This is a genomic window from Stenotrophomonas sp. GD04024 (assembly GCF_029837545.1).
In the GTDB taxonomy this organism is placed as follows: Bacteria; Pseudomonadota; Gammaproteobacteria; order Xanthomonadales; family Xanthomonadaceae; genus Stenotrophomonas; species Stenotrophomonas forensis.
The window spans coordinates 1-14,297 of record NZ_JAOEDV010000025.1 but is presented as its reverse complement, the minus strand read 5'-3'; the positions used below and the strand labels follow the sequence as shown (position 1 = coordinate 14,297).

Below are 14,297 nucleotides of genomic sequence, written 5' to 3'. Positions count from 1 at the left end.
GCCGCTTCCATTATCTATGCTCAACTAGTTGGCGCGTTGCACTCTGTGCATGCTGATCATTGAAGAGCTTAGAGCTAGAACGAAGCCCCGCACCCGATGTGGCAGCCCCTTGTTGGGCTGAGAAGATCATCGACTACTCCTGTAACGCCCTAGCAATCTTGTCGAGCGCAGCGTAGATTTGGCGAACCGTTTGAATTTCAAACTCCTCACGATCTTCTTCGTCATGAGTGCCTTTATTGAAACGAGACCAGACAGACTGGCTGTTCGGGACGTTCAGAATTTCTTGGAATCCCGCACTGAGTTCTGTCATGGCCTGCCCCGTCAGCTGTCCTCGCTGTATTCCTTCGATCAAAGCCTTGTTTAGAGCTTGGGTAAGCGCACCGAGCTCTGGCTTGAAAATTGGCGGCGCGATGGGAAGCTTCAATTGGGCGAGTTCCCTGGATTTACCGCTGATCTTCTTCCAAGTCTTCGCGGTCACGTTCTCAAGCGCTTGACGACAGAAGGCTAGGCACTGTCTTTGATCACCTTCGTCGAGGAACTGCCGTGCACGCAAGAGGTAGTTCCTACTCGTGCCCCCTTGGACACGCGGTTGATGGTCGCCGTCATGATGACTTAGCACATACAAATTAGAGACATCGTTGCCAAGCTGATTCTGGATATCCTTGATGAACTCATTGCCGTGACAGGTGATGATGATCTGCTTGATGTTGAGCCGCTCGTCGCCAAACAGCGTCTTTCGTATGCCGGCTCGATGGTCGGAATCAATCGCGTTGACAGCATCGTCAAAGACGATCAGCGGTAGTTCCAGCTTGATGTTCTTGGCAAGAAGAATGGCTAGACCAAGGCACCTAAGGTGCCCCTCGCTGAGCACATGGAGCGCATCATGCATCCGGGCTGGATCTGCACCGAACGCAACCATAATTTTCTCTCCACCTTTGAGGGGGAGAGATAGTGAGGTGAGCTTATCCCTTTCGTGATCATCCTCATTGAACGCGTTGTAGAGCTCTAGCGTTAGATCATTGAGGTCCGCCAAGAACTTCCTTGGCAGACCATCAAGATAGGCTCTGATGGCAGCTCTGAATGCCGCATAGCCCGTCCGAATACGCGTTTCGAACGCGTAAGACTCAGCCTCGAGACGCGCGCTTTCAATGAGATCTTCGTTCGCCAGATCGAAGCCTTCGACCAGCGCCTTATCAGCCACCAATCCAGCTTCGTGCTGAACTATCTTGGCATCAATGACCGCAAGACGTTGAGCGATGTCACTCAGCTTGTCCCTCTCCGAGATCACCTGTTGGCGAGACTGAGCACGCGTGCTCAGTTCCAAATCACCCGCTTCGAAAGCTGCAAGCGCCTTAGAGACCTCACGCACATGGTGCGCCCTCAATCCATCTATGTTCCAGTCAGCGCCTTGCCCACTTACGGCCCAACGGACTACCGCGTTATTTGCTAGATCTTCGTATCCTGCTTGATCTTTAATTGGGGCAAGATACCCTCGGATCTGGCGCAATAGCCCGTTGCAGTCCTCTATGAGCGTGCTTGCCTGATCTTCTAGCACTGCCAATTCTTGAAGATTCCGCAGCTCATGGTCTGCACGTTCAAACGGATTGGCGACTGCATGAGCCAGGGGAGTCAAGCAGGCTGGACACGCTTCACCAGCCTCAGCTCGGAGCTCCTGGATGGATTGAAAGAGCTTCTTGAACGAGACTTGCCCAGCCAAGTCGGCTAGTTGCCTTCTTACGTTATGCAGCTTTCGCTGCTTCCTCCTTAGTGCAACGAAGGACGCTCGAACCCCACTTGCTCTGAGACCAGATTGAGCGGGAATGATCTCATCTGCCGCGGTGATGAGCCCTTGGAGTCGGCTCTGGCGATCATCTGGGTCGATGAGTTCACGGACGTGGTCAATGTTGCATTCAAGCTCCGCAGCGAGTGCGCTTAGCTCGTCAACGAACGCATTTGACGTTACATCTGCGTCTCGGAGACACGCTTGAGCAGCGGCAAGGGCAGATGCCTTGCCTTCAAGGAGCAGTTTCTTCGGCGTTTCAAGCAACAATCCGATATCGATTTCAGCGGGAAATTGCTTGACGAAATCGCTAAATTCCTCAAGCCCAAAGAGCGATGCAATGAGCTCCCCAGCCTGGGCTGGCGTGCGTGCAGCGATCCTGGCGAAGCTCTCGATCCGATTCTTCTCGATGATTGCAAAGCGCAGCAGACCCGGAACAGGCACAACCGGAACGCCCTCATCGTCACCTTGAGAGAAGAGCACAGGTGCCAAGTATCGACCTTCATGGATGTTGGTGAAATAGCTCCCCAAAGCTCCTGCTCGCTTGAGTGAAGCCTCTTCGACGTCACCAGTCAGCGCATACTCGATGGCCTCACAGAGGCTTGTTTTGCCACTTCCGTTAGGACCGTAGAAAAGGGTCACTCGCTTGCTTAGGTCGAAGATCTCCTCTCTTCTGAATCCACGAAACGGCCCAATTTTGAGTGACTTCAAGTCAGACCAAGTGAGGGCATCCTGGTCAGCGCGAGCTCCGAGCTCAGGCAGCTGCTCAACTCGGTGCAAGCTTCCCCGGAGCAATGCTGCAACGTTCTGTGACCTACGGCCACCGGCACTTGGGGCGTCAGCGATGCGTTGGAGGTGCAGGTGGATGACATGCGCTACACGACGCACCTCGACGTCAGCATTCGACGCACCGAGATGCTCTAAAAAATTTAAATATTCTTCGTCCAATGAACTCACACTCCCCCCTTACAGCAAGTTAAGGCTTACCAGTCAGCTTTTCGCCCAAAATAGAATAGCGGGTTTTACATCACCCTTCCTCCCGGGCGCTGGTCGTCTGGATGCCGCCCGACCGCACCGTTAAATACGCCATCTAGGCATGCCGCAATCTCGCCTAGCCGCTTTGTGGAAACGCCACCGTCCTTTGCGGCGTCGATGTCTGTAGAAGTCGCACACCCATACTTCTTCGCTTGCACCATGGCATTGCGCACAGCCGCCCAGTCGATGAATTCAGAGTTTTTACTTCTCCAGTATGCCTGGGTGATGATCATGCTCGGCGCAGCTGCACCAGGGATTTGCCCGTTATGGTTTGTCATAAAGATCAATCCTCCAAATCTGAGATCAGTTGGCATTTACCAGCCCGCCGGCGAATCGGGATAAATCCAGGCTATTTAAATCAATGATTTGGCCCCTCGGACTCATCTACACAAAGCGCGACGTTCCAGGGCCCGGGTGTTCTATACACTTGCGCCACCAGTATCGGACGCTAGAGTGGCGAATGGAAGCAGGTCATCGTGAGATAGTGCCGTTGCAGCATCGGCAGGATGCCTGGACTAAGACAAGGAAGAGCAGGTATGGCACAGCAACAGCAAGATGCAACCGCCGCGGTCATGATCGACTGCGATAACGTTGCCCCAGCGATCATCGATTTCGCCCTTTTGATGGCAGCTCAGGCGGGTCGTGTGATCCTTCGCCGGGGCTATGGCAACAAGGCGACACTCAGCAATTCGTGGGAGCAGGCACTGGTCCGACAGGCGTTCACCCCATGCCTTCAATACCAATACGCTTCGAAGAAAAACACAGCTGACATTGCGCTTGCTCTTGATGCTCAAGAGGCACTGTTCGACAAGCGTGCAGAGGTCTTTTGTTTGGTAACGAGCGACTCGGACTTTGCATATCTCAGCCGCAGACTGAGAGAACGCGGCGCTACGGTCTTCATTGTGGGCGAAGCAAAAACGCCCGATGCACTGCGCAATGCGTGCGACCGGTTCTTCGAATGGAGCCCTGAACAAGCCACTGCGGAAGCACCGGACGCCGAGACCCCGGAAGCCAAACCTCGGGCCCCTGCCCAGCCCAAGCACGCCGCTGCTTCCACCCCGTCTGCCAAGATCAAGCGTAGGCCACGATTCGTCGTGGAAGCCGTCTCCCTCCTGGCCGCAGGCACGCCCGATGGCCGGGTCAGCGTAAGCGCTCTGAGCCAGTATTTGAAGCGTGCCGATTCGGCCTTTTCGCCCAGTGCCTACGGGCATTCCGGGCTTGTAGACATGTTGAAGACCTATGACCTGCTCACCCCTCACTTGGAGGAAGGTGGACATTGGACGGTGAGCCTGGCCCCAGAGACTGATGCTTCCTGACGGACCTGGTAGGGCGGCCTGATGAGCCTGCCACTAAGCGAGCCCAAGCGGCATAATTGGTAACATAGCAAAAATGCCACACAACTATTTTGGCCGCTAGAGGACCTGGCGGACAGGGGGAAGTATGAAAATTGCAGAAATTGGAGAGTCTGTCCGGCAGCTGGTGCTTGCGCCGAATCAGGATCGATTCTTATACGAACTACTGTCCGCATATGGGCAGCCAAAAGCTTCGATAGCTCGGCTCGAGAGCAAGGACAAGGGTAGCTACAACCTTTCGAAGGTGGAGGGCGTTGTCCTGTGGAAGAAGAAGGCGCTCTATGCCAGCACCCCGCTTGACGATGTGGAGAGCTACGCCAGTGCGCTGATCGCATCCCCAGCCGTGGACAAGCATGCTCCGCGCTTCGTCATTGTCACCAACTTTGAGCGTTTTTATGCCCTAGACACAAAGACAGGGGAAACACTCAACATCTTGTTCGTCGAACTACCAAAGCACTTCGACTTCCTTCTGCCGTGGGCGGGAATGGAGAAAGCCGTTGATCGAACTGACAATCCGGCTGACGTCAAAGCAGCGGAGGAAATGGCAAAGCTGTTCGATCTACTCAAGGCCGATAATCCAGCTAACGATGAAAAATCGACGCATAGCCTTAACGTCTTCCTCTCGCGCCTGCTCTTCTGCTTCTTTGCCGAAGACACTGGAATTTTCGACGACAAGCTATTTTCAAACAGCATCGAATCTCATACCTCTAAGGATGGGAGCGATGTCCAGGCCTATCTCGATGCTCTCTTTCAGACACTCAACACCGAAAATCGGGAAAACCTACCCAAGTATCTTTCCGACTTTCCCTACGTCAATGGCGGGCTGTTCGCTGAGCAGCATCCTGCGCCAAAGTTTTCAGCAAAGTCACGAAAGATCCTAATTGAATGCGGGTCCGGGCTCAATTGGTCCGAAATTAATCCCGATATCTTTGGCTCCATGATTCAAGCCGTGGTTGATGTCAAGAAGCGCGGCAACATGGGAATGCACTACACGTCCTCACAGAACATCATGCGGGTCATCGAGCCGCTTTTCCTCAACCAATTTTACGAGGAATTCGAAGAGGGAAAGCACAGCCCTAAGAAGCTAAACGAGCTTCTTGGGCGCTTGCGTAGCTTAAAGATCTTTGATCCGGCCTGCGGCTCAGGCAACTTCCTGATCATCGCCTACAAGGAACTTCGAAAGTTGGAGATGGAGATCTTCAACCAGCTTGCGCACATGAGCAAGCAGGCGGATCTCGGCATCACGGGCATCCAGCTTTCTCAGTTCTACGGCATCGAGCTCGATGACTTCGCACATGAAGTAGCAATACTGGCGTTGTGGCTCGCCGAGCACCAAATGAACTTGGCGTATGTCAAGCGCTTCGGCAAATTTATGCCAACCCTGCCCTTGAAGCCGAGTGGCAAGATTGTTCGAGACAACGCAGCGAAGGTTGACTGGCGGAGCGTCTGTCCCAGCAATGAGGGACATGTCTACATCTTGGGAAATCCGCCCTACTTGGGAGCTAGACAGCAAACTGCCCTCCAGAAGATTGAGACAAAGAGTGCGTTCCCAGGCATCAAGGGAAATGGCGATCTTGACTACATCTCAATTTGGTTCCTTCGAGCAACGGATTACATTGCGAACGGCGCTGGCTCCTTCGCCTTTGTATCAACAAATTCGATCTGCCAAGGTGTCCAAGTCGGAACGCTATGGGGGCACCTGCTTGGGAAGGGTGTGGAGATTGGTTTCGCGCACACCTCTTTCAAGTGGACCAACAACGCCAAGCTCAACGCAGGCGTGACTTGCGTAGTCGTTGGAGTTCGCCAGAAATCGAAAGCGCCGAAGTTCCTTTACAACAATGGCCTCCGAGCTACTGTTTCCAACATCAGCCCATACCTCGTTGATGGCCCTGACGACTATGTTGTCTCACGGAAGAAGCAGCTTTCTGCTATCCCCGCCATTAACTATGGGAGCTTCGCACTCGACGATGGAAACATGACTATCACGTCCGAAGAACGTAGCTCCATAGTAGGGGACTACCCCCAATCGGCAGAGTATTTCCGTCCTTTTGTCGGCGCTAAAGAACTGCTGTATGGGACCGAGCGCTACTGTCTTTGGATTGGTGAAGATGTCGATCATGCTCGGTCATTTCCGCCGATCAAGCGAAAACTTGCTGCCGTCAGAAAATGGCGCTCGGAGAGTGATCGCGAGACGACAGTGAGGCTGGCGAGCACGCCTCATCTCTTTGCTGAAATCCGACAGCCATCAACGCCCTATCTCGCCCTACCTACGATCTCGTCGGAACGCCGTGACTATCTTCCGGTCGCCTTCATGCAGCCGTCGATCATTGCCTCGAACCAGATCTATGTAGTCCCAAATGCAGACGCATTCCTCTTCGGACTGCTGTCGTCTCGCATGCACATTGAGTGGGTCAAGGCAGTTTGTGGTCAGCTGGAGACGCGCGTTCGATATTCGGCAGCGATCTGTTACAACAATTTCCCACTGCCAAAGGTGCAAAGCGCATCGAAGACGGAGGTTGAAAAGATTGTGATGCAGCTCCTAGGTGCGCGAGAGACTTACTCAGAGCTGACCTTGGCGGAACTCTACGATCCGGAGACAATGCCCCCGGAACTGCGCAAGGCACACAACCGGTTGGATAAAGTCATTGAGAAAATCTACGGCCTTCCTGATGACAGCAATGCAACTCAGAGATTGAAAAGGATGTTCGATCTACATCGCAAGCTAACGGAGAGCAAGAATGCCTAACATCGTCGAAGTCAGCTACGAACAGACTGGTGAAAGCACCATGATCAACTCACGCGGCATGCGTGAGATGCAGGTTCGTGCCTATGAGGCGCGCGACAGCCAATACCTGTTGCTTAAAGCTCCCCCGGCGTCAGGCAAGAGCCGCGCACTCATGTTCCTCGCCTTAGATAAGCTCTATAAGCAAGGGTTGCGCAAAGCGATCATCGCGGTGCCGGAGCGATCTATTGGCGCTTCGTTTGATAGCACAGACCTTTCCACCCACGGCTTCTTCGCGGACTGGGTTGTTGAGGCACAGAACAACCTCTGCACACCCGGCGGAGACGGAAGCAAGGTTCAGGCCTTCTTGCGGTTCATGGAGGGCGAAGACCGTGTGCTTGTTTGCACCCACTCAACTCTTCGCGCGGCCTTTGAAGCGCTTGAAGAGGAGATGTTCAACGACTGTCTGCTAGCCATTGACGAGTTCCACCATGTTTCCGCTGACGAAGACAGCCGCCTTGGACTGCTGCTTCGGACTGTGATGCAGAAGTCGAGCGTGCACATCGTCGCAATGACTGGCTCCTACTTCCGTGGAGACAGTGTTCCGGTGCTGCTGCCAGAAGACGAAGCCAAATTCACCAAGGTCACTTACAACTACTACGAGCAGCTCAATGGCTACACGTATTTGAAGTCACTTGGCATTGGCTATCATTTCTACCAACACAAATACCTGACTGCGATCAAGGATGTCCTTGATACCGACAAGAAAACCATCCTCCACATCCCAAGTGTGCGTTCAGGCGAGTCGACTCAAGACAAGCACCAGGAAGTTGACACGATCCTGGACATCATTGGCAGCGTCCAGTTTCAAGACTCAGAGACTGGTGTAATCCATGTCAAACGCAAGGAAGACGGCAAGATCATCAAGGTCGCCGACCTGGTGCAAGATGAGCCCAAAGCCCGTGATCGCATCGTAGGCTACCTGCGCAAGATCAAATCGCCCGACGACCTGGACCTGATCATCGCGCTAGGGATGGCTAAGGAAGGCTTCGACTGGTCGTTTTGTGAGCATGCGCTCACGGTTGGCTATCGCGGCTCGCTGACCGAAGTGATCCAGATCATTGGGCGCTGCACACGCGATAGCAGTAACAAAACGCATGCACAGTTCACCAACCTAATCGCTCAGCCCGAAGCGGAGGACGACTTGGTGAAGCTGGCCGTCAACAACATGCTCAAAGCGATCACCTGTTCCCTGCTGATGGAACAAGTGCTTGCTCCCGTCTTTAAATTTAAGACCAAGGTTAACGAGGACGATCTCCCAGGACCTGGCGAAGTAAAGATTGGCGGGTTCAAGGAGCCCTCGACCAAACGAGTTAAGGACATCATTGAATCAGACCTCAATGATATCAAGGCCAAGATTTTGCAGGATGACCAAATCGTCAAGGCGCTTCCTGGTGGAGTGGATCCCGAAGTGATCAACAAGGTCATGATCCCTAAGATCATTCGGATGACCTACCCCGACCTGACGGACGAAGAGGTTGAAGAAGTTCGTCAGCAGGTCGTGGTGGACTCTGTGATCAAGGGCGGGGAATACAAGGAAGACGGTGATAAGCGTTTCATCAAGATGGCGGGGAAGTTCATCAACATCGATGAGCTGCACATCGACCTGATCGACCGGATAAATCCCTTCCAGGCAGCGTTCGAGATCCTATCCAAGTCGGTCACTGTGGGCGTCTTGAAGCTGATCAAGGAAGCAATTGAAGCTACCCGAATTGCGATGACGGAGGAGGAAGCTGTCATCCTTTGGCCGAAGATCAAAGAATTCAATCGTCTAAACGGACGCCCACCTAGCCCAGACTCAACTGATCCCCTCGAAGTTCGAATGGGTCAGGCGCTGATCTACATTCGTAACGAGAGGCGTAAAGAAGGGCTATGAAGCGAGAGACACTGATCCAGTTGATCGGGGACGACGAGATTGGCCTGCTCAAGGTCAAATCTCGGGTGCCCGAAGCAATGACTCAGGACCAGCGCCTTCTTGGTTCTTTCAAAGAGATTGAGGAATTCGTCAAAGATCACGGACGTATGCCGGAGGCGAACCCAAAGGACATGCACGAGTTCAAGCTCAACAGCAGATTGAGCGGCATCAACGATAGCCCAGCCAAAGCCGAAGCGCTTCGTCCCATCGACAATCTTGGGCTGATTAAAAGGCCAATTGAGTCCCTCGACGATATCTTGGACGATGATGATATGGGTCTTCTTGGACCCGATCCTGAGAGCATTTTCACGCTCAGAAACGTTCCATCCAACATACGCATGCCAGAGCGGATTGCGTCGCGCAAGCCATGCCTGGACTTTGCCAACTTTGAGTCGTTGTTCGTCCTCTGTCATGCAGAACTCAAACAGGGGTTGAGGGAAATGCGCGCCTTCACTGGCGAACAGCAAATTCAACCCGGCCACTTTTTCGTTCTACATGGCGTCATGGCATATGTCGCCGAAGTCGGCGAGAAAGAGATTCGGAATAAGAAGGTCAATGCCAGGCTTCGATGCATCTTTGAGAATGGGACGGAAAGCAACATGCTTCTGCGTTCCCTAGCTACTGAGCTTTACAAAGATCCTGCCGGACGCCGCGTCCTTAGCCACAGTGATCAAGCCTTGGATGAGTTGGACCAAGTCAAAGACGACGACATTGAAACGGGCTACATCTACATCCTGAGCTCAACAAGTGAGCGCGACGACATCAGGAGCATAAGCCATCTATATAAGATTGGCTATTCGACTGTTCCAGTGCCTCAGCGAATCAAGAATGCCAAGCGAGAACCGACCTATCTTATGTCGGGCGTCAAGATCATCTCCGCCTACAGATGCTACAACCTCAATCCACAAAAGTTTGAAAGCTTGCTTCATACCTTTTTTGGCAAGTATTGCTTAGACGTGCAGGTGGTTGATGACCTCGGCAAGGAGCACACTCCGAGGGAGTGGTTCATTGCTCCGTTACCTGCAATTGAGATGGCGGTGCAGCTTTTAATCAACGGTGAAATTGTTCACTATCGATATGATGGCGATACACAGCAGGTCATCGAGAGAGATTAGCTCGATGAGACGTGGAGACCCAGGCAACCGCCTGGGCCTGCTCACTAATGGCCGAGGCGTTATCTGGCGACGCCCTTAACGACCTCAATGTTGCACCAGTGCAGGAAATCAATGTCCGGATGCTCCCAGTAGATGCCATCGAGCGTGAACTGGACAACACCCGGACTTGCACCATGAACAATTAGCGTAACGACGGTCTTGTCTAGCAGTGTTACTTGATACTCTTTTCCCAAACATAATTTTACTTTCATGTAATTATTTCCTTATTCTATTTAATTACATGAATATTTATAGCAATTGCAATCAACTGTCACAGCTTATGCTTCAGCGACGAAATGAAATTAACGCATTATATAAAGCACCCCAGATTCTCTGACCGAATTGGCTTCTAGTAGTGGGCAAGCAGATGGTCTTCGAGAGCTTCAGACTATTAGGCATCTGCTGACGCCTGCAGTCCACGACAATTCCTGGGGGCTTAGCGAAGATGCGATGCCCGAGTGAGGCAGCGACATAGCGCCAAGCCCTCTCGTGATCTTCAGCGTCAAGCTGGGCGCCCTGAATCGTCGATAGGTGTTGGAACTCGAAAGCGCTTGGCCAACCGCCAGCAATTGACTCGTACTCCTTGCACCTGCGTTCCATGCCAACCGTATGGCCGATATAGACTGCACCAATTTTAAACTTGAGAGCGTATAGATACCGCTCTCTTGCATGGCATTTCCGATGTCGCTTATAACGCACTGGATCTCCTGATTTGCTGAGTTAGACACAACAAAACAGAAATCCAGAATTAGCAGTAAATTAGATATTTATTATTTCGGGATACCTGTGTCTACCAAGTGAACTTGGGTAGGTGCAATTACCTTCTTACCGCTAAAGCGTCAAGCTCTGCCCGATCAGTAATCGCTTTGCTTCGCGCCTGCACTCGATCCAGCCATGGGTCTTCTGCCGATGCTTGGCTTCAAGATGCTTGCGGTAGGCCTCAATGTAAGCTTCCTTTTCTTCATGCAAGGTTGCGCGCATACAAGCGCAGCCATTGTTGGCAGTGTTTAGAGCGCGTTTGATGAGCCTAAGACCCACAACTGCGTGTAGATCACCGGGAACACGCTGGCGGAAAGAGAAGTTGCCGGAAGCAGCTCGAACGAGATTGTAAGGGATGCGCATGCGGGAGATGTGTCCCGACTTGTGTCCCATTCAACCGCCAATCAAATCATGCAAATAATCATATAAATCAATTATTTGCGATGATCTGGCGGAGAGAGTGGGATTCGAACCCACGGAAGGTTTAACCCTTCGCCGGTTTTCAAGACCGGTGCCTTAAACCGCTCGGCCATCTCTCCAATCGGGGTCCCGGTTGCCCGGGCAGCGGCGTATTCTCGCACGTGAAGCGCTTTTGCCCAAGACCATCCTTGCCCCTGCCCTTCGCATCCGGCACGGTGGGGCATCACCCGCAACCGGAGCCGCCATGGCCCACCTCGATCTGGCGAACCTGCGCACCTGCCTGCTGGACGACACCCAGCTGGCCGCGGTCGCCCTGACCCGCAGCTTTGCCGGCAATCTGCCGGTCAGCAGCGGGCACCTGGTGGTCTGTGATCCGCTGGTCCAGACTGAGGCACCCGCGCTGGCCGACTACACCGCCCCGGCGGGCCTGCATCCGGTCGAGATCATCGTGCACAGCGGCCGCCCGGCGCTGGCCGTGGTCTGGTTCAAGCCCCGGCGGACGCTCACCGCGTGCGCGCTGCACTGGCAGATGGCGCGCTGGACCACACAGGACCTGACCGGCCTGGATGAGAACAGCTTCATTGGCTACCCGGTCGACGCCGGCATCGGATGTTTCATGGACACCGCTACCCAGCAGGCGCTGCTTGCGCTGATCGATCAGGGCAACGAAACATGGTCCGATGCGCTGATCGACCACGACGGCCTGGATGAAGGGGCCGAGTACCGGCCCTGGGGCGAGGATTCGCCGCACGGCCTGGTCGTGTTCACCAGCGGATGGGGCGATGGCATCTATCCCACCTACTGGGCATTGGATACATCCGGCATCCCGGTGGCACTGGTCACGGATTTCCTGTGCATCCAAGGCGGAGATGGCCGCGACGAGCGCGAGATCGCCGACCAGGCCTATCGCGACAGTCTGGCGCCCGATGAAGCCGAGGCACTCGCGCAGCTGGTAGCCGCGGTGGAGCGTGATGACGTGGATGCGCTGCGCTCCCTGCTGAAGGATGCGCCACAGCGGGCCAACCAGATTGAACCCGAATGCGGCGGTACCGCCGTGTTCGAGGCGATCCGCCTGGACCGCCCACAGGCATTGCGGGTACTGCTGCAGGGCGCCGCGCTACCGGCAATGCCCGCGAGCCTGTACACCAGCAAGGTGACCAGCTATCTGGACTATGCACGCTTCCTGAGAAAGCCACGCAGCCCGGAGCTGATGGCCGTGCTGGAGGAACCGGTCACCGCCACGCCTGCAACGGTGGTAAAGGCTCGGCCCGGCTTCTGGGCAAGGTTGTTTGGGCGAAGGTAACAGTCGCCGGAAACAGCAACGCCGGGCATGGCCCGGCGCTACCTTTTGAAAGCTCAGCGTGAGCGGTGAGGCAACCCTCAGCCCGCGTCCACCGCCAGCGCACCCAGTGCACTGGCCTTGATCCGCTCCTTGGCCTTCTCACAGGCACCACCGCAGTCCAGGCGCGAGGCCTCAAGCTGCGGCGGCAGGTGCTCGGCCAGGAAGTCGATGAATACCCGCACCGCCGGCAGCAGGCCGCGGCGCGAGGCGAACACGGCGTGGCACACGCCCTGTGGCAGCGACCAGTCCGGCAGCACCACTTCCAGCTCGCCATTGCGCACCGCATCGGCGCACACGGTTTCCGGCAGCATGGTGATGCCGAAGCCGTCCTTCACCATGCTCTGCAGCAGCGGGAAGTCGAAGCCGGCCACGCGCGGCTGCAGGTCAACCCGGCGCACTTCGCCTTCCGGGCCATGCAGCTCCCAGCGCTGGCGCGCTTCGTCTTCGCTGATGCTGAGGGTGACGTGCTGGGTCAGCTCTTCCGGGTCCTTCGGGCGACCGGCACGGTCCAGGTACTTCGGGCTGGCCACCAGCAGTTCCTGCACCTGGCCGAAGCTGCGCATCACCAGGCTGCCGTCGTCGTCCAGGCGCGAACGCACGCGCAGCGCGACGTCGTAGCCTTCATTGATGATGTCCACGCGGCGGTTGCTGATGTTCAGCTGCAGGCGCACCTTCGGGTACTGCTCCAGGAACCTGGGCAGCAGCTTGGGCAGCTGCATCTGCGCCAGCGACACCGGCACGCTGGCGCGCACCACGCCGCGCGGTTCCGCGCTGAGGCGGTCCACCACTTCGCGTGCGGCCTGCGCCTCGGCCAGCATGGTCTGCGCGTGGCGGTGCACGCTGGTGCCGACGTCGGTGACCGCGAAACGGCGCGTCGAGCGCTGCAGCAAGCGCACGCCCAGGTCGGTTTCCAGCTGGCTGATGCGGCGGCTCAGGCGCGACTTGGGGATGCCCAGTGCGCGCTCGGCGGCGGCGAATCCGCCGTGGTCGACCACCATCGCGAAGTAGTACAGATCATTCAGGTCATGCATGCCCGAGTTCCATATCTAGAACAATACGTGGCATTCAACCACCTTTATCCCGCCTTTGCAACAACCTATCGTTCTCTCCGTCGGCGGGGCCACCCCGCCCCTTCCTCCCAGAACATAGGTGACTGCCATGAAGCTTCTGCATCTCGACGCCAGCGTGCTTGGCGACAACTCCGTGTCCCGCCAGCTGTCGGCCGCCGTGGTCGCCCGCTTCACCGGCCAGATCGATGGCCTGCAGGTCGATTATCGCGATCTTGACGCCAATCCGGTACCGCATCTGCGCAGCAGTTCGTTGGCCAAGACCGATGCAGCCGAGGCGACCGATGCTGAACAGGTGATGCAGCAGTTCCTGGACGCCGACATCGTGGTGATCGGCGCGCCGATGTACAACTTCAGCATTCCGTCCACGCTGAAGGCCTGGATCGACCGCGTGGCCGTGGCCGGCCGCACCTTCAAGTACACCGAGAACGGCCCGGTCGGCCTGGCCGGTGGCAAGCGGGTGATCATCGCCAGCAGCCGCGGCGGCATCTACACCGACTCGCCGGCCGACTTCCAGGAGCCGTTCCTGCGCCAGGTGTTCGCTTTCATGGGCATCAACGAGGTCGAGTTCGTGCGTGCCGAAGGCATCGCCTACTCGCCGCAGCACCGTGAAGACGCCATTGCCGGCGCGCTGGCCACCCTGCCGTCGCACGAAGTGGCCGAAGCCGTCGCGGCTTAACGCGTTCCAGCG

Annotated in this window: 10 protein-coding genes and 1 tRNA gene; 6 read left to right on the top strand and 5 right to left on the bottom strand. The window is 55.6% G+C overall.

The annotated features are described in order from the left end of the window. Positions 1–133: 133 nt before the first annotated feature. Both N7590_RS10430 and N7590_RS10425 read right to left on the bottom strand, forming a co-directional pair. Positions 134–2,668 (bottom strand): AAA family ATPase, encoded by a 2,535-nt coding sequence (locus N7590_RS10430; protein WP_279935474.1) that lies wholly within the window; start codon positions 2,666–2,668, stop codon positions 134–136. A 134-nt stretch (positions 2,669–2,802) separates the two neighbouring features. After that, on the bottom strand, positions 2,803–3,048 hold the full coding sequence (locus tag N7590_RS10425; protein ID WP_279935456.1) for a hypothetical protein: 246 nt from the start codon (positions 3,046–3,048) through the stop codon (positions 2,803–2,805). 303 nt (positions 3,049–3,351) lie between these two features. On the opposite strand from N7590_RS10425, the gene N7590_RS10420 reads away from it, so the two are divergent. From N7590_RS10420 to N7590_RS10405, 4 genes are all read left to right on the top strand, one after another. Continuing rightward, complete coding sequence (locus N7590_RS10420; RefSeq protein WP_279935455.1) at positions 3,352–4,131, top strand: NYN domain-containing protein; 780 nt, start codon at positions 3,352–3,354, stop codon at positions 4,129–4,131. Between the two features lie 124 nt (positions 4,132–4,255). Further along, the gene (locus tag N7590_RS10415; RefSeq protein ID WP_279935454.1) at positions 4,256–6,913 is read left to right on the top strand and encodes a DNA methyltransferase; all 2,658 of its coding nucleotides are present in this window, start codon (positions 4,256–4,258) and stop codon (positions 6,911–6,913) included. Further along, positions 6,906–8,825 carry a DEAD/DEAH box helicase family protein gene (locus tag N7590_RS10410; RefSeq protein ID WP_279935452.1) on the top strand — a complete coding sequence of 640 codons (1,920 nt, stop codon included), beginning with the start codon at positions 6,906–6,908 and terminating at the stop codon, positions 8,823–8,825. The genes N7590_RS10415 and N7590_RS10410 overlap by 8 nt, the downstream gene beginning before the upstream one ends. Continuing rightward, positions 8,822–9,979 carry a GIY-YIG nuclease family protein gene (locus N7590_RS10405; protein ID WP_279935451.1) on the top strand — a complete coding sequence of 386 codons (1,158 nt, stop codon included), beginning with the start codon at positions 8,822–8,824 and terminating at the stop codon, positions 9,977–9,979. Before N7590_RS10410 ends, N7590_RS10405 begins: the two co-directional genes overlap by 4 nt. An 870-nt stretch (positions 9,980–10,849) precedes the next feature. Here N7590_RS10405 and N7590_RS10400 read toward each other — a convergent pair. Continuing rightward, entirely contained in the window at positions 10,850–11,140 is a 291-nt protein-coding gene (locus N7590_RS10400) for a DUF6538 domain-containing protein (RefSeq protein ID WP_164242984.1), read from the bottom strand. 86 nt (positions 11,141–11,226) lie between these two features. Further along, a tRNA-Ser gene (locus N7590_RS10395) sits at positions 11,227–11,316 on the bottom strand. A gap of 125 nt (positions 11,317–11,441) precedes the next feature. Here N7590_RS10395 and N7590_RS10390 point away from each other — a divergent pair. After that, complete coding sequence (locus N7590_RS10390; RefSeq protein ID WP_164242983.1) at positions 11,442–12,500, top strand: DUF4241 domain-containing protein; 1,059 nt, start codon at positions 11,442–11,444, stop codon at positions 12,498–12,500. A 77-nt stretch (positions 12,501–12,577) separates the two neighbouring features. On the opposite strand, the gene N7590_RS10385 is transcribed toward N7590_RS10390, so the two are convergent. Continuing rightward, on the bottom strand, positions 12,578–13,570 hold the full coding sequence (locus N7590_RS10385) for a LysR family transcriptional regulator (RefSeq protein WP_053450173.1): 993 nt from the start codon (positions 13,568–13,570) through the stop codon (positions 12,578–12,580). A 127-nt stretch (positions 13,571–13,697) separates the two neighbouring features. On the opposite strand from N7590_RS10385, the gene N7590_RS10380 reads away from it, so the two are divergent. Then, complete coding sequence (locus N7590_RS10380) at positions 13,698–14,285, top strand: NAD(P)H-dependent oxidoreductase (RefSeq protein WP_053450174.1); 588 nt, start codon at positions 13,698–13,700, stop codon at positions 14,283–14,285. Positions 14,286–14,297 lie beyond the last annotated feature (12 nt).